A 15,512-nucleotide genomic window follows, 5' to 3' on the forward strand; every position below is an offset into this window, starting at 1 on the left:
CTTGAGTCGACGCGGCCGCGCCGGAGATCGAGCACCCGGCGAGAGCCGACGGGAGGAGGAGGGCCGCCGCCGCGAGGGCGGGGATCCGGGAGCGTCGGCTCGCGGATCCCCGCTGAGTCTCGGCAGGAAGCCGGGTCGCGGCTAGAAGCTGCTGATGCGGTCGTTCCAGGTCTCGCCGAAGTGCAGATTCGTGCTGATCGCCTGCAGCGAGTTGTAGTTGCCGTCGAGTGAGACGGAGCGCCCCATGCGGTTCTCGTCCTCGTAGTAGACCTTCCGCCCGCCGTTGGTCAGCGACGACGCCCGGTCGGCCAGCGAGCCGACCGAGGTGGCCGAGGTCGCCGTGAAGGACGGTCCCGTGTAGTTCGCGCTGTCGTAGAGCGTCACGGCGTTCGCCGCCTGCGCTCCCGCGAGTGCGAGACCGATCGCGGATGCTCCGGCGAGGACGTCGAAGAGGATCTTCTTCATGATGTTCTGCTTTCCCCGAGAAGGCAGCACGGAAGAGGCCCCCCGAGCCGGCATCACGGCCGGGGCTTCTCCCCAGAATGTTCCGGCCGCTTGCACGCGTCATCCTAGGGCGGGCTTTGTCGGGGCCACCAGACGATGTCTTCGGATTACCCGGTCGCATTCCGGCGGGCGACGGCGAATGGTCGAGATCCCTCATAGTGGTCGCCTTTCGGTCGTCGAGTAGTGCGGGAAAAGAGTGCGGCAGAGAAGAGCGGAAGAGCAGGTCGATCGCGCGGCCGAGCATCGCGCAGCACCGAGTCAAGACCGCACCTGTTTCGGACGACTTCGCCCGAACGGACACTCCGCCTCGTCCGTTCGGACGAAAGACCCCGGCGGAGCCGTCGCGGTCGAGCGGGTGCCCGCTAGCGTCGGGGCATGCCACCCCTCCTCCTCCGCCGCCTCCGGCCGGTGCTGATCGACGTCCTCGTCGCCGCAGCGTTCGGCGGGTTCTGGCTGTCGGCGGAGGCCGGGCGGCTCGGGGGAGAGAGCGGAGCGGCCCGAGTCGCGCTGACTCTGCTCGTCGTCCTCGTCGTCGCCGCCGGAACGGCGTCGCCGTGGGTCGCCGTCGGGGCCGCCGCGGCGCTGACGACCGCGGCGCTCCTGCTCGCGGAGGCGACGTCGAGCGGATCCTGGCCCCTCGTGATCGGCCTCGTCTACGCCGCGGCGCGCACGGGCTCCCGTCCGCCCACGCGCGTCGGCGCGGTGCTGTCCGTCCTCCTCGCCGTCAGCGCCGTCGCGCTCGCGCTCCGGGCGGAGGGCGCCGTGGTCGCCGCGGCGCTCGCGGGACTGGTCGTCCTCGGGCTGGCCGGCGGGCACCTCTTCCGACTGATGCGGGGGCGCGCGCAGCTCCTCCGCGAGCAGCGCGTCCTCGAGCAGAATCTCGAGGACGCGGGGCGCGAGCTGGCCCTCATCTCCGAGCGCGCGCGCATCGCCCTCGACGTGCACGACATCATGGCGCAGTCCCTCTCCATCGTCCTCGCCCAGGCGGACGGCGCGGCGAAGCTGGTCCGCGCCGACCCCGGGCGCGCGGAGAACTCCCTCGGAGTGATCGCGGAGGTCGCCCGATCCTCGCTGGTCGAGGTGCGCATCCTCATCGAATCGATCGGTCCCAGCGCCGAGACCCTCGACCAGCCGACCCTCGAGAGCGTCCCGGTCCTGCTGGAGCGGTTCGCCGCCGCCGGGCTGTCGGTCGAGTTCGAGGAGGGGGGCTCGCGGCTCGCGCTCACCGACGGCCAGCAGCTCGCGGTCTACCGCATCGTGCAGGAGGCGCTCACCAACGCGCTCCGGCACAGCGGGGAGCGCCCCAACGCCGTCGTCCGCGTGCTGTGGGACCCCACCGCCCTCCTCCTCGAGATCAGCTCCCGGGGCCGGCCGGGCCGGGAACCGTCGATCGGATCGGGACGGGGCGTCGCGGGGATGAAGGAGCGCGCGGAACTGGCGGGGGGCTGGCTCACCGCCGAGGAGTCCGAGGACGGCGGGGCCTTCGTGGTCACGGTCTCCGTTCCGGCCCCGCCGGTGCAGGAGGCCGCATGATCCGGGTGGCGGTGGCCGACGACCACCTCCTCTTCTGCTCGGGCCTCCGGATGCTCATCGATGCGGAGGCCGACCTCGAGTTCTCCGGCGCCGCCCACAACGGATCAGCGGCCGTCGCCCTCGCGCTCCGCGACAACCCCGACGTCCTCCTCCTCGACGTCCGGATGCCCGTCTGCGACGGCATCTCGGCGGCCCGCCAGATCACACGCGCCCCGTCCTGCAGCACTCGCGTGATCATCCTCACCACTCATCAGCACGACAGCGCCACCGCGGAGGCCCTCGCCGCGGGCGCCTCCGGATTCCTGATGAAGGACGCCACGCCCGAGCTCCTCCTCGGGACCGTCCGAGCCGTCGCCGCGGGGCGGACCGTCGTCGCCGGCGCCGGCACGCGGGCCCCGCTCCGCGACTACGTCTCGACCGGCGCCACCCCCGCACCGGAGGCGATCGCCGTCCTCTCGACGAAGGAGCGGGAGATCTTCACCTCCGCCGCGCAGGGCCGCAGCGTCGCCGAGATGGCGGCCCAGGCGCACCTCAGTGAATCCACCATCAAGAGCCACATCTCCAGCATCCTCAGCAAGCTCGGCCTCGCCTCGAGGCTCCAGCTGGTCGCCTTCGCGCACCAGCACGGGCTCGCCTGACCCGACTCCCCGTGCCGCTCCCTCCCGCCATCGGAGCTGCTCCCTCCCGCCACCGCCACGGGAGTCCTTCGCGACCCCCGATCCCCACGAGAAGAGGCCCGACCATGATCGAGATCGAGTTCCTGCCCATCGGAGAAGAGACGGACACCGGAGACGCGATCCTGCTCCACTTCACCGAGCCCGCCACCGCCGTCGATCGCGTCGTCCTCATCGACGGGGGCTTCGCCGAGACCGGCGAGGCCGTCGCGGCACACGTCCGCCGGTACTACGACCGCTCGCACCTCGACCTGGTGGTCTGCACGCATCCCGACAACGACCACATCGCCGGACTCTTCGACGTCTTCGAGCGCCTCTCCGTCGGCGAGCTCCTCCTGCACCGTCCGAGCGAGCACGGCTACCGGTCCGACGACGTGAAGTCCGATCTGGTCGACGAGCTCATCGAGCTCGCGCGGTCCCACGACACGACCGTCACGACCGACGCCTGGGCCGGCAGCACGTTCTTCTCCGGCGCCCTGATGATCGCCGGGCCGACGCGGGAGTACTACTGCGCGCTGCTGCAGGAGCAGACCAGTCCCGCCGCGAAGGTCTCGATGACCCTCGCCTCCCTGCTGCGGGCATCGTCGGCAGCGATCAGGACGGCGCTCACTCCGCGCTCGACCGACCCCGGCGAGGGCGAGCTGACGGATCACGGCGGCACCACGGCGCGCAACAACAGCAGCATCGTCCTCGACGTCCAGGTGGACGGACACCGGGCCGTCTTCACCGGCGACGCTGGCGTCCCCGCCCTGGACCTGGCCGTCGAGGCGATCGCGGCCGCCGGCCGTCTCGGATCCGCCCCCGACTTCTTCGACGTCCCCCACCACGGCTCCCGGCACAACCTCGACTCCGCCGTCCTCGACCGGCTCCTCGGCCCCGTCGTCGGCGCCACCGGTGAGCGCACCGCCTTCGTCAGCGTCGGGAGGAAGGCCGACGAGTTCCCGCGCGCGGACGTCGCCAACGCGATCAAGCGGCGGGGGTACGACGTCTGCGCGACGCGGGGACGGACTATTCGGACCTCCCGCGACGCCCCGCCGCGCGACGGCTGGGTGGCCCTGGAGCCACTGCCCTGGGTCGAGCCGGACGAGTGACGGCGATGGACCGCTACCAGGCGACGACGTAGCTCGTGCCGGCGCTCGCCGTGCTCGCCCCCGTCACCCTCGCCGCCGTCGTCGTCTTCCGCGTCGACGATCTTCCGCGCTCCCTCCTCACCGTGGCCGCCGCCACCGGCTTCCACCTCGTCGTCCTGCGGCTCGTCCGGGACCGCGGCAACCAGGTCCAGGCGCGGCTCTGGGAGCGCTGGGGCGGGCAGCCGACCGCGGCGCGGCTCCGCTGGCGCTCCACGCAGGATCACTCGGCCCACGGTGAGCTCCATCGCCGGATCCAGAGGGTGACGGGCGTGCAGCTGCCGACGGCGTCCGCCGAGCACGCGGATCCGGGGCGGGCGGACGCCGCCTACGAGCGCGCGGTCGCTCAGCTGCGGGAGCTGACCCGCGACCACGCGCGCCACCATCGGGTCTTCACCGAGCTCCTCGAGTACAGCGCCGCGAGGAACCTCCTCGGCGTGAAGCCGCTCGGACTCGTCGTCGCCGTCGTCGTCGCCGTCCTCTCGGGAGCCGCGGCCGCCCTCACCGCCGCCGGTGCGATGGGCTGGTCCTGGCCGCCGATCGTCCTCAGCGGAGGGGGCGCCGTCCTCGCCGCGGTGGTGTGGCTCGTCGTCGTCACGCCCGCGTACGTCGAGTCGTCGGCCGCCCGCTACGCCGACGCGCTGCTCGGCGCCGTGCTCGAGCCGGGGCGGAGCCGGTCGTGAGCGTCGGCGGCCGCGAGCCGCGGACAGGGCGATCCGCACGGGGGCCGCCGTGAGCCGGGGAAGGGGACGACCGCCGACACCGGCAAGGCGATCGCTCGCACCTTCGCGAGCCCGATCGAACGAATCGAACTCACAGGGATGAGAAGACCATGGCGATCGAGATCACGCACGTCCGCTTCGGCGGACGGCAGAGGACGTACGAGGCGATCACCCACTACAAGTGGCGCAATCGGGAGAACGGCACGACCAACTCCTCCGCCAAGCCGGCCCTCGTCGCCGCGGTGGACGGTGGGACCCTCGCCTACGTCGGCTCCGGCGCCCAGCAGGTCCGGGTCGTCGCGGTGCACCCCCTCGGAGCTCTGCCCTACCTGCGCACTTCCGCGGACCGGACCGGGAGCAACAACCTCCTGTCGCTCCCGACGTTCTGAGACGCGGGCCGAACGGCGGCGAGGCGTGCCCGTCACTGACAGGAGGGCACGTCTCGTCGCTCCGAGACGCGAGACCCCCCGGCGCGACGGAGCCGTCCGGTTCCGAGCGGACCGGGGGCCTCACTCACGTGCAGAGCGGCTCGCCGAGGTCGATCGTCTCGCCGTCGCGGGTGATGCTGCCGGCCGCGCAGAGGCGCGTCGCCGCGTCCGTCCGCACGACCATGTGGGTGTACGCGCCCTGGACGCCGTCCATCGTCGACTCCTGCCGGTCCGCGTCCTGGTTCGGGCCGACCGGGTACACCTCGATGTGAACGCTGTTGCCGCTGCTCTGGTTGTCGTTCCGGGTGATCCGGCCCCAGCCGGCCTGGCACTGATCGGACCAGATCACTTCGAGCACCACGGTCTCGACCCGCGTCTCGAGTGCCGCCGCGTCGGCATCGTCGATGCAGTCGGTCAGAACCGGGTCCACCCCGGTCGCGGCGGCGAGCCGCGGCGAGTCCTCCGGCGTCGGAAGGCCGACGGCGGCACCGCGGTCGTCCGCTGACGCGATGCCGGTGGCGACGGCGGCCCCCGCGCCGAAGGCGACGACCGTCAGCAGGGCGGCGGCCGGGATCGACAGCCTCCGCTGGAGGGCGCTGCGAAAGGATCGCGGCTGAGCGGGAGGCGCGGGCTCCGACGACGTCGACGCTTCGGCAGCGGGCGAGTCGGGCCCGGCCTCGGGGAGCGCCGAGGTCAGCCGCACCCTCCGGTCGAGCCAGGCGCCGGAGTCGCCGCCGAGGGCGCGGACGAGGGAGTCCAGCGTGCGCTCCGAGGGGAGCTGCTTGCCGTTGAGCGCATCGGAGAGGGCGGACTTCGAGACGCCCGACTCCTTCTGCAGGTGCAGGAGCGTCGGATTCCCCGCTTCCAGCCGCAGCCTGCGCAGGTCGGTCGCCAGGAGTGCGATCTCGGTGCTCCGGTCCGGTGAGCCGGCTGGTCGCATCGTCGACACCCTTCTGACCGACCACCCGCTCGGCACGAGGTCCACGGTACTGGAGCCGCGGTCGCACGAGCTCGGTGATCCGGGCGTCCTCGCGACCATCAGCTCCCAGCCCCGGCAGGGGCGGTCCGGGCCGACGCGGCACCGCGGGGCGGATCGCGGCTCACACCCCGATCGTGAGCCCGGAGACCAGCCCGCCCGCCTCCTGGACGAAGTGATGGCGGAGCTCGACGCGCCCGCCCGGGAAGTCGCCCACGAGGAGCACGACGACGTCCGCCGCGGTGGCGTGCTGCACCGCCGAGATCCGCGTCGAGGTCGTCGTGAACTCGCTCGCCGGTCCGGAGAGCCAGCCGAGGATCTCCTCGCGCCCGCGGTAGGTGCGACCGTCGTCGACGACGACCGCGTCGACGGTGAAGACGTCGATCACCCGGGCGGGGTCCGGGCCGTCCATCAGATCGAAGTAGGACTCGACGGTGGGGGAGAGCTCTGCTCTGGTCATGGTGGTCAGCCTCCGCTGGATCGGGTGGTCGTGACCGCGCCGCCGCGGCCGTTCGCTCACTTGTCGAGCATCGGCCTTCCCCCGAGGGGAAGGTCCAGCGGGACCCCCTCAGCGTCCCGTGCGGAAGACCGGCCAGCCGATCTCGGTCACCGGATCGTCGGCGGAGCTGCGCAGATAGCTCTCCCGGATCGGGCCGTCGACGCCGATCTCATGGTCCGCGACGTAGGCGCCGAGGACTCCGTAGCTCTGCGCCATCGTCTCCTCGGGGCCGCGATGCGTCAGGACCGCCACGTCGACTCCCGGCACCACCTCTCCGCGCACCCCCGGGGGAAGGGGCGGGAGGCCCTGCAGAGACACCACCGGCTGGAGCAGGACGGCCTCGCCCCGCTCCGACAGGAACAGCTCGGTGTCCCAGATCCCACCGCGGGGTCCCGCCGGAGCGACTCCGGCGTCCGCCGCGGCGCTGTCCAGCGACGTCCACGCGGCCGAGTACCAGGCGCTGAGGTCGGCGAGGTCGATCACGGCCCTGACGACGAGCGCCGGCGTCGCGGGCAGCGTCCGGAGTTCGATGCGAGGGTCCTCCGGTCCCGGCGCGAGCAGCCCCCTCAGCGACACGACCGCCGCACGAGTGGCCTCCAGTCGCTCTTCGAGGCGCTCCAGGTGCTGCGCGACCAGCTCGTTCCGTGACGAGACGTCGCCGGCGGCCAGAATGCTGCGGATCGTCTCCACCGGCACCTCGAGCGCCCGGAGCTGCCGGACGACCTGCGCGTGGGCGATCTGCTCGCTGCCGTACCAGCGGTAGCCGTTGTCCGGATCGATCGACACCGGATGCAGGACGCCGGAGCGGTGATAGAAGCGCAGGGTCTTCGCGCTCAACCGCGTCGCCCGCGAGAAGTCCCCGATCGTCATCCTGCCCCTCATCGTCCGCTCCCGCCCTTCCTCCGCAGGGCCTGCTCGCCCCCTTGCCGGTTCTGCTCGCCAGACGAATGCGGTCCGGTGTCACCCGACCAGCGTCGCTGCGCGCTCGAGCGCGCGCCTCAGTTCGTCCCGCTTCCGGGACTGGTTCATGGCGCGCTGGCCCGGGCTCCATGAGTCGATGACGGTCGGGCCGCCGGTGAGGTGAGGAGCGATGTTCGCGGCCCAGCCGCTCCTCACGATCGTGCCGGCGTTGACCACGACCCGAAGGTTCGGCAGCAGCAGCAGAAGCCGGCGCAGCTCCATCGCGCCCTGCCTCACATCCTGGACGTCGGCGGAGCCCTCGCCGTCGAGCCGCCAGGGCAGCATGTTCCAGATCAGCGTGCGATCGTGCAGGCCGACCTCGTCGCGCAGCGACCAGAGGGTGGCGGCGGTCTGATCGGCGTTGTCGACGGAGACGAAGCCGGATCCGTCCGGACCAGCGGCCATCGGACCCGGCGCTTCGAGCACGAGGAGCGCGCGCGCCTCGACACCGGCCTCGGCGGGATCGAAGTCCGGCACCACGGGGTCGGGATGCCTGCGCGCTCGCCGCGCGACGAGTTCGTCGCGGAACACGCGAAGAGGCTGCACCGAGGGCTCGCTCTCGAGCATCTTCCGACGCTCATCCACGGCGGAAGGATCATCGTGGAAGCCTTGCGGCGCGCTCATGAACACACTCCGAGGCTAGCCCGGCGTCGATGGCCAGGAGGAGGAGAAAGAAGCTCGGAGTACTTCGCGGGGTGGTGATCCGCTCGACGACTCGCGCACCCTCCGACTCTTCTTGTCCGAGAAGCCGGGACAGTGGAGAGAAGTCGGTTCCGTCCGAAGAAGAAGAAGCTGGAGAAAGCCGAAGAAAGTGGGAAGATCGGCGAAACGACGCCGGAGGCGGGAGCGCCGGGCAGTGCTGATGCGCTGTTGTCGGTCGATGACTGGAGGTCGCTGTGCGCTCTGCTGGACGTGGAATCCCTTGGATCTCCGCCGCGGTGACAGCGCTCGTCCTCTCGGCATGCACCGCGGAGGAAGCTCCCTCGCTGACCCCGGGTACGACGACCGCGGCGACAGCCGCGGTGGAAGTGGGTGAGAGTACTGACCCGTCCTTCGCGCCGACTCCCTCCGCCGAAGTCGACATGAGCGCGTGCCTCTTCAGCGCAGAGGAAGTGCAGACGATCCTCGCTCCGTGGCTCGCCGCGGGGTCCGTCTCGCTCGCCATCGAGGACACGGCCGAGGATGAGGGCTTCTGCCTCTACGAGCTGCCGGCCGGATCGATGTCGGGCGGGGGGGAACGCTTCCCAGGGCACAGCAGGCACCTTGACGATCCGCCGGTACAGCTATCAATCGAATCAGATCATCACGAGAAGTACTCGCGACGTCAGCCGCGATTTCGGCGGCTCGACCCCGGATGCGGTGTACGAGTCGTCCCGGATCGCGACGTTCGACGTCACGGCCGCATCCTCCTTCACCGATCGAGCCACCGACCTGCCCGAGGTCGGCTCGGGATCCGTGGTCGACCTCGGGGGCGGCGTGGTGACCTGGAACGAGGGCAGCTGGTTCACCTTCTCCGTCTCGGGCGAGAAGATCAACGAGCAGAGCGGTGAGGCCGCAATGGCCGTCGCGCCGGCCCTCGCGAGCAAGGACCCCCGTCCGGCTTCCGCGGATCGCAACGGGAGCGGGTGCGCACAGCTGTTCGGAGCGGAGATGACCGCGACGCTCGTCGGGACGGGGTTCGCTCTCGACCAGGTGGTCTCGGCGGACGACGTCGGCATCGGCCTCGAGGACGAGGCGCTCCAGACCATCGCGGCGGTACACGGGAGCGACCTGACCTGCAGATGGCGCACGAGCAGCATCCACTACGGCATCACCACGCGCGTGATGGAGCTGAGCACCTCCGAGGCGTCTCTCGTGGCCTCGGCCCTCTCCTCGTCGGGCATGCAGTCCGAGGAACTGCTCGGGGGGAACCGGTTCTTCGCCACGGACGTGATTCCCGCCGCGGAGTCGGTCGACGGCGTCGACGGCGAGACGGGCAGGAGTCACTACCTTCGCGGGACGACATGGATCGCGACGACCTGGTCGGGACCCGCGCCCTCCGGCTACACCCGCGACATCGTGGAGCACCTCGCGGACTGACCGGCTGATCGGACCGCCCGGACCGCTCTCGCGATCCCGCCCGCGCTCAGCGTCCGCGAGCGGGGCGTGCGCACCAGGCGGTGGAGCGGCGCGGCGCCTCAGGCGTCACGGCACGATCGCGTCGATGTACCCGCCGTCCACCCGCACCGCGGCGCCCGTGGTCGCCGAGGCGAGCGGCGACGCGAGGTACACGACCATGTTCGCGATCTCCTCCGGCTCGATCAGTCGCTGGAGCAGCGACTGCGGGCGGTGCAGTCGCATGAACTCGCGCTGCGCCTCCTCCCACGGGAGGGAGTGGTCGACGAGCTCGTAGACGAAGTCCTCGACCCCGCCGGTGTGCGTCGGCCCGGCGAGCACGCTGTTCACGGTGACGCCGGAGCCGGCCGCGGCCTTGGCGAAGCCGCGCGAGACTCCGAGCAGCGCCGTCTTCGAGACGCCGTAGTGGATCATCTCGGCCGGAGTGACCACGGCGGAGTCGCTGCCGATGTAGAGCACGCGCCCCCAGCCCTCCTCGGTCATCCCGGGCAGGTACGCGCGGGTGAGGCGGACGCCGGTCAGCACGTTGACCTCGAAGTAGCGCCGCCACTCGTCGTCGGTGATGTCGAGTGGCTCGGTGCTGCCGAAGATGCCGAGGTTGTTGACGAGCACATCGACCCGCGGCACCGACTCGAGCAGCTTCGCCGTGCCGGCCTCGGTGGACACGTCCGCCGCGACCCCGCGCGCCGCGGCCTCGGGCACCGCGGCCCGCACGTCCTTGATCGCGCGGCGCACCGAGCGCTCCGACCGGGCGTTGACGACCACCTCGGCGCCGGCGCGCGCCAGCCCGATCGCGATCGCCAGCCCGATGCCCTGCCCCGATCCCGTCACCAGCGCCGTGCGCCCCGTCAGGTCCAGCTCGATCATGCCCGCTCCGCTCCGTCCGCCGCCTGCGGACTCCTCGGCAGAGGGTGCCACACGCCTCCGACACCAAGCCCAGGCTCGGCGCGGATCAGCGCGGGACGACCGGTACGAGGAACCCGCCGGGCGTCTCGAACCGCGGCGCCGCGTACTCCTCGGGCAGCGTGTGCGCGGCGGCGCCCACCTCGGAGACCTCGAAGACGTCGTCCGAGACGTCGCCGACGAGGAACACGGAGTAGATCCGGGTGCCGTCCGCCGTGGTCCGGGCGAGTCCTCCGGCGAGCCGCTCCGAGCGCTGTCCGGACGGGTCGACGACGACCGACTCGCTCGGCGCCTCGACCGCCGCCACGTCGACGCCGGTCGTCTCGATGCCGTCGAGGCACGGCTCCTCCGCGCCGGAGAACCCGGGATCGATGGCGAAGGGGCAGAACGTCATGCCCCCGTCGGCCGCGACCTGCAGATCCCCCTGCGCCCCCACGAGCTCCGGCCCGCCCGCGCACCCCGCCAGCCCGACCCCCAGCCCGACGGCCACCACCACGCCCGCCACCCCGCGCATCCTCATGCCCCGCACCCTACCCACCCCCTTTGCAGGCACTCCGCCCGCCGCCGAGGCGTCCCGCAACGGTCGAGGCGTCCACCCGGACCGGGACGCCTCGACCGTCCGAGGACGCCTCGCCGCCCCTTGCTGGTCGAGTAGCCCGCGAAGCGGGCGTATCGAGACCCCCCACCCCTCACCCCGAGTGGTGCCGCCCGATCGGCAGCACCAGCGGCGTCCCCGACACCGGGTCCGCGATCACCCGCGACTCCATGCCGAAGACCGCGCGCACGGTCTCGGCCGTCACCACCTCCGCGGGTGTCCCGGACGCGTACAGCGCCCCGGCGCGCACCGCGAAGAGGTGGTCGGCGTAGCGCGCGGCCAGATTCAGGTCGTGCAGCACGATGACGATCGTCGTCCCGCGCGCGCGGTTGAGGTCGGTCAGCAGGTCGAGCACCTCGATCTGGTGCGACACGTCGAGGTAGGTGGTCGGCTCGTCGAGCAGCAGCACGTCGGTCCGCTGCGCCAGCGCCATCGCGATCCACACCCGCTGCCGCTGCCCGCCGGACAGCTCGTCGACCGGCCGGTCCGCGATCTCGAGCGTGCCGGTGGCGCGCAGGGCGTCCTCCACGATCGCGTCGTCGTCGGCGGAGGCGCCCCGGCCGAACCAGCCGCGGTGCGGATACCGCCCGCGCGCGACCAGGTCCGAGACGGCGATCCCCTCGGGCGCGATCGGCGTCTGCGGCAGCAGCCCCACCCGCTGCGCGACCTGCCGCGTCGGGAGCCGGTGGATCGCCTCCCCGTCGAGCAGCACCGCGCCCTCGCGCGGCGCGATCAGCCGCGCCATCGCGCGCAGCAGCGTCGACTTGCCGCAGGCGTTCGCCCCGACGATCACGCTGATCGCTCCCGTCGGCACCGTCAGCGACAGCCCGTCGACGACCACGCGCTCGTCGTAGGCGAGCGTCACGCCGTCGACCGACAGCGTCGAGTGACCAGCGGCCACGGGGGAGGACGAAGCGGTCACAGGGAGCCTCCGGTGCGGTTGCGGCGGGCGAGGAGCCAGAGCAGGAAGGGCGCGCCGAGCGCCCCCGTCACCACTCCGACCGGGAAGCGGGCGCCGGCGAACGCCAGCCCCGCGACGTGCTGCGCGACCAGGTCGGCCGCGAGCACCACGACGACGCCGACGAGCGCGGAGGGGATCAGCGGCACCCGCGCATCCGGCACGACGCGCCGCGCGATCGGCCCGGAGACGAAGGCGACGAAGGCGATCGGCCCGGTCGCGGCGGTCGCGACGGCGACCAGGCAGACCGCCACCGCGAGCAGCCCCAGCCGGCTGCGCTTCACGCCGACACCGAGCGCCGTCGCCGAGTCGTCGCCGAGCTGCAGCATCGACAGCCGCCCGGCCAGCAGCAGCGCGATCGGCACGAGCGCCAGCATCGACAGCGCGAGCGCCGGCACCCCCGCCCACGACGCGGAGTTGAGGCTGCCGGTCAGCCAGCGCAGCGACTCCTGCACGTCCTCGAACTGCGCGCGGGTCTGCACGTAGGCGATGACGCTCTGGAACATCGCCGCGACCCCGATGCCGATCAGGATCAGGCGGGCGCCGATCATCCCGGTCCCGTCGGCGAGCCACGCGATCAGCAGGGCGGTGAGCAGGGCGGCCGCGACCGCGATCACCGAGACCGCGCCGCCGGAGAGCCCGAAGAAGGCGATCGCGACGACGGCCGCCGCGCTCGCTCCCGACGTGATGCCGATGATGTCCGGGCTGGCGAGCGCGTTCCGCAGCATCGTCTGGAAGATCACACCGCCCATCCCGAAGCCGAGGCCCACCAGCACCGCGGTGATCGTGCGCGGCAGCCGCAGGGTGCCCACGGTGAAGGAGGCGCCGGGCACGGTCTCGCCGAGCATCACCCGCAGCACCTCGAGCGGCGAGTAGACGGTGCTGCCGACGGTCAGCGACACCACGACGAGCGCGAGGGCGATCAGCGCGAGCACCGTGCAGCCGACGACGGTGCGGCGGGCGCGGCGGCGCCGACCGGCGGCGACACTGGAGGGAGCAGGCGCGGAGGAGCGCAGTGACGTGGTCGCGCTCACAGGGCCCGCACCTTCGAGCGCCGCACGATCGCGATCAGCACCGGCGCTCCGATCAGCGCAGTGACGATGCCCACCTCGACATCGCTCGGCCGAGCGACGACGCGCCCGATCACGTCGGCGACGAGCAGCAGCAGGGCGCCGAGCAGGGCGGAGGAGGGCAGCAGCCAGGCGTGCGAGGGCCCGGTGAAGCGCCGCGCGAGGTGCGGCACGGTGAGTCCGATGAAGCCGATCGGCCCCGCGATGGCGGTCGCCGCTCCGCAGAGCAGCACCACGGCGAGACCGGCGACGAGACGGGTGCGGCCGACGTGCCGGCCGAGTCCCTTGGCGAGGTCGTCGCCGAGGGCGAGGGCGTCGAGCCCGCGGGCGCTGCCGAGGGCGAGCGCGACCCCGACGACGAGGAAGGGGAGGACCTGGAGGATGCTGCCGGCCTCGGCGCCGCCGACCCCGCCGACCTGCCAGAAGCGGAAGCGGTTGAGCGTCGCGTCCTGGGTGAGCAGCACCGCGCTGATCAGCGAGGCGAGGGCCGCGGCGGTCGCGGCGCCGGCCAGCGCGAGCTTCAGCGGAGTGGCGCCCTCGCGTCCGAGCGACGCGACGGCGTAGACGAAGGCGCCGGCCGCCGCCGCGCCGAGGAAGGCGAGCCAGATGAACTGGGGGAGCGTCGCCGCGCCGAGTGTCGAGATGCCGAGCACGACCGCGAGGGAGGCTCCGGCGTTCAGCCCGAGGATCCCCGGGTCGGCCAGCGGATTGCGGGTCATCCCCTGCATCACCGCGCCGGCGAGGCCGAGGGCGGCGCCGACCAGCAGCGCGAGGATCGTGCGCGGGACGCGCCCCTGCACCGCCGCGTCGACGATCGAGTCCGCGTCCGGCGCGGTGAGCGCCGGCCAGATCTCGCCGAGCGGGATCTCGCGGGAGCCGTAGACGAGCGAGAGCACCGAGGCGACGGCGAGCGCGGCGACGATCGCGATCAGCGCCGGGACCCGCCGGCGCGCGCCGGCGCCCCGGAGGCGAGTGTCGTCGCGTCCGGGGCGCCGGTGGGGTGCCGTGGCCTCGGCGGTCACGACACCTTGTCGGCGGCGGTCGCGAGGCCGGTCGTGTACTCGTCCAGCACCCACGGGATGCTCAGCAGGTTGGGCGACGAGGTCGCCATCGCCTCGGAGGAGTCGTCCGTGAGGACGTAGACCGAGCCGCGGGCGACCGCGGGGATCTTCGAGAGCAGCGGGTCGGCCTGCAGCGCGGCCAGCGTGGTGTCGTCGCCGTAGACGATGAGGACGTCGGCGTCGAGCTGGTCCGCGTTCTCCGAGCTGACGGTGCCGCTGAAGGCCTCGGAGTCGCCGGTGAGCTCGACGACGCTCGGGGCGAGCTCGAGACCGAGGTCCTCGACGAACTTCACCCGCGCGTCGTTGCCGGTGTAGTAGGTGAAGGTGCTGGCGTCGGTCGGGTCGTACCAGCCGTAGGTGAAGGTCTTGCCGGCCAGCGAGGGCTTCGCGGCGACGGCGGCGTCGATCTCGCCCTCGATCTCGGCGACCTTCGCCTCGGCCTCGTCGCCCAGGCCGAGCGCCTCGCCGTCGAGCTTCGCGGAGTCCTGCCAGGTGGTCGCCCAGGGCAGACCCGGGTAGGCGACGGTCGGGGCGATCTGGCTGAGCGTGTCGTAGTCCTGCTGCGTGATGCCGGAGTAGGCGGAGAGGATCACGTCGGGGGTGAGGTCCGAGATCGCCTCGAACGGCACGCCGTCGGTCTCGTCGAAGAGCGCCGGGGTCTCGGCGCCGCTCGCGTCGAGCGCCTCCTTGGTCCAGGCCAGCAGGCCGTCGCCGTCCTCGTCGCCGTAGGACGCCTTCGTGAAGCCGACCGGGGTCACGCCGAGCGCGAGCGCCACGTCCTGGTTGGTCCAGCTGGTCGCGACGACGCGGTCGGCCGACTCGACGGTCGTCTCGCCGAAGGCGTGCTCGACGGTGACGGGGAAGCCCGCGCCCGTCGACGCGGCGGCGTCGGTGGTGCTGTCGGAGCCGGCGGCGTCGGCTCCCGCGGAGCAGGCCGTGAGCAGCAGGCCGGAGAGGCCGAGTGCGGCGACGGCGGTGAGGCGCAGCGGGGTGCGGCGGAGAGTGGCGCGGCGGAGGGGGGTGCGGGAGACGGGCACGGCGATCCTTCAGAGGGGGGCGGGGTTGCGAAGGTTACCCTAACCTAACTTGCCGGGTCGCGGCCAGTGGCGGGCGCCGGTCCCGTACGGTCCCGCGCCTCGACCGGCGCGGCGGTCGGTGCGGCGACTGGTGCGGCGGCCCGTGCGGCGACTGGTGCGGCGGCCGGTGCGGCGACTGCGGCCCACCTCCGGCTCGTGAATCCGCGTCCGGCTCGCTGGATCGGCGGATTCCGGCGAGCCGAAGGTGTTTCCGCGAGCCGAAGGTGAGTGCGGCGGACCTCCGGCTCGTGAATCCGCGCCGGGCTCGCTGGATCAGCGAGATTCGACGAGCCGGAGGTGATTTCACGAGC

General features: G+C 72.5%; 17 protein-coding genes. 6 read left to right on the forward strand and 11 right to left on the reverse strand.

All coding sequences use genetic code 11. The features are described from left to right. Positions 1–141: 141 nt before the first annotated feature. Positions 142–465: a peptidase inhibitor family I36 protein gene (locus GSU72_RS02235; protein ID WP_159983365.1), complete on the reverse strand. Its 324-nt coding sequence runs from the start codon at positions 463–465 to the stop codon at positions 142–144. 414 nt (positions 466–879) lie between these two features. Here GSU72_RS02235 and GSU72_RS02240 point away from each other — a divergent pair, with 414 nt between their 5' ends. The 5 genes from GSU72_RS02240 (at position 880) to GSU72_RS02260 (ending at position 4,949) form a co-directional block, all read left to right on the forward strand. Continuing rightward, positions 880–2,037 carry a histidine kinase gene (locus tag GSU72_RS02240; protein WP_159983367.1) on the forward strand — a complete coding sequence of 386 codons (1,158 nt, stop codon included), beginning with the start codon at positions 880–882 and terminating at the stop codon, positions 2,035–2,037. Further along, the gene (locus GSU72_RS02245) at positions 2,034–2,675 is read left to right on the forward strand and encodes a response regulator transcription factor (protein ID WP_159983369.1); all 642 of its coding nucleotides are present in this window, start codon (positions 2,034–2,036) and stop codon (positions 2,673–2,675) included. Before GSU72_RS02240 ends, GSU72_RS02245 begins: the two co-directional genes overlap by 4 nt. 104 nt (positions 2,676–2,779) lie before the next feature. Further along, positions 2,780–3,802: an MBL fold metallo-hydrolase gene (locus GSU72_RS02250; protein WP_159983370.1), complete on the forward strand. Its 1,023-nt coding sequence runs from the start codon at positions 2,780–2,782 to the stop codon at positions 3,800–3,802. Between the two features lie 35 nt (positions 3,803–3,837). After that, positions 3,838–4,521: a hypothetical protein gene (locus tag GSU72_RS02255; protein ID WP_159983371.1), complete on the forward strand. Its 684-nt coding sequence runs from the start codon at positions 3,838–3,840 to the stop codon at positions 4,519–4,521. A gap of 149 nt (positions 4,522–4,670) precedes the next feature. Further along, positions 4,671–4,949, forward strand: a complete 279-nt coding sequence (locus tag GSU72_RS02260; RefSeq protein WP_159983372.1) for a DUF3892 domain-containing protein — start codon at positions 4,671–4,673, stop codon at positions 4,947–4,949. Between the two features lie 124 nt (positions 4,950–5,073). On the opposite strand, the gene GSU72_RS02265 is transcribed toward GSU72_RS02260, so the two are convergent. The 4 genes from GSU72_RS02265 to GSU72_RS02280 all read right to left on the reverse strand — a co-directional run bounded on the left by GSU72_RS02265 (position 5,074) and on the right by GSU72_RS02280 (position 8,047). Next, a complete protein-coding gene (locus GSU72_RS02265) occupies positions 5,074–5,928 on the reverse strand; it encodes a DUF2690 domain-containing protein (RefSeq protein WP_159983373.1) in 855 nt (284 codons plus the stop codon). A 160-nt stretch (positions 5,929–6,088) separates the two neighbouring features. Continuing rightward, on the reverse strand, positions 6,089–6,424 hold the full coding sequence (locus tag GSU72_RS02270; RefSeq protein ID WP_159983374.1) for a nuclear transport factor 2 family protein: 336 nt from the start codon (positions 6,422–6,424) through the stop codon (positions 6,089–6,091). Between the two features lie 108 nt (positions 6,425–6,532). Then, positions 6,533–7,333: a MerR family transcriptional regulator gene (locus tag GSU72_RS02275; RefSeq protein ID WP_159983375.1), complete on the reverse strand. Its 801-nt coding sequence runs from the start codon at positions 7,331–7,333 to the stop codon at positions 6,533–6,535. Positions 7,334–7,423: 90 nt separating this feature from the next. Continuing rightward, complete coding sequence (locus tag GSU72_RS02280) at positions 7,424–8,047, reverse strand: uracil-DNA glycosylase (protein WP_159986586.1); 624 nt, start codon at positions 8,045–8,047, stop codon at positions 7,424–7,426. 639 nt (positions 8,048–8,686) lie between these two features. Here GSU72_RS02280 and GSU72_RS02285 point away from each other — a divergent pair. Continuing rightward, positions 8,687–9,502 carry a hypothetical protein gene (locus GSU72_RS02285; RefSeq protein ID WP_159983376.1) on the forward strand — a complete coding sequence of 272 codons (816 nt, stop codon included), beginning with the start codon at positions 8,687–8,689 and terminating at the stop codon, positions 9,500–9,502. Between the two features lie 105 nt (positions 9,503–9,607). Here GSU72_RS02285 and GSU72_RS02290 read toward each other — a convergent pair whose 3' ends face one another. The 6 genes from GSU72_RS02290 to GSU72_RS02315 form a co-directional block, all read right to left on the reverse strand. Continuing rightward, positions 9,608–10,402 (reverse strand): SDR family oxidoreductase, encoded by a 795-nt coding sequence (locus GSU72_RS02290; RefSeq protein ID WP_159986587.1) that lies wholly within the window; start codon positions 10,400–10,402, stop codon positions 9,608–9,610. 88 nt (positions 10,403–10,490) lie between these two features. Further along, positions 10,491–10,961, reverse strand: coding sequence for a hypothetical protein (locus tag GSU72_RS02295; RefSeq protein ID WP_159983377.1), 471 nt, complete (start codon positions 10,959–10,961; stop codon positions 10,491–10,493). A gap of 169 nt (positions 10,962–11,130) precedes the next feature. Continuing rightward, positions 11,131–11,958, reverse strand: a complete 828-nt coding sequence (locus GSU72_RS02300; RefSeq protein WP_244255935.1) for an ABC transporter ATP-binding protein — start codon at positions 11,956–11,958, stop codon at positions 11,131–11,133. Beyond that, the gene (locus GSU72_RS02305; protein WP_208545131.1) at positions 11,955–13,028 is read right to left on the reverse strand and encodes an iron chelate uptake ABC transporter family permease subunit; all 1,074 of its coding nucleotides are present in this window, start codon (positions 13,026–13,028) and stop codon (positions 11,955–11,957) included. Before GSU72_RS02305 ends, GSU72_RS02300 begins: the two co-directional genes overlap by 4 nt. Then, positions 13,025–14,086, reverse strand: a complete 1,062-nt coding sequence (locus GSU72_RS02310; protein ID WP_159983379.1) for an iron chelate uptake ABC transporter family permease subunit — start codon at positions 14,084–14,086, stop codon at positions 13,025–13,027. The genes GSU72_RS02305 and GSU72_RS02310 overlap by 4 nt, the downstream gene beginning before the upstream one ends. Further along, positions 14,083–15,162 (reverse strand): iron-siderophore ABC transporter substrate-binding protein, encoded by a 1,080-nt coding sequence (locus GSU72_RS02315; RefSeq protein ID WP_159983381.1) that lies wholly within the window; start codon positions 15,160–15,162, stop codon positions 14,083–14,085. The genes GSU72_RS02310 and GSU72_RS02315 overlap by 4 nt, the downstream gene beginning before the upstream one ends. Positions 15,163–15,512: the final 350 nt, after the last annotated feature.

It is taken from the genome of Rathayibacter sp. VKM Ac-2760, assembly GCF_009834185.1.
GTDB lineage: Bacteria > Actinomycetota > Actinomycetes > Actinomycetales > Microbacteriaceae > Rathayibacter.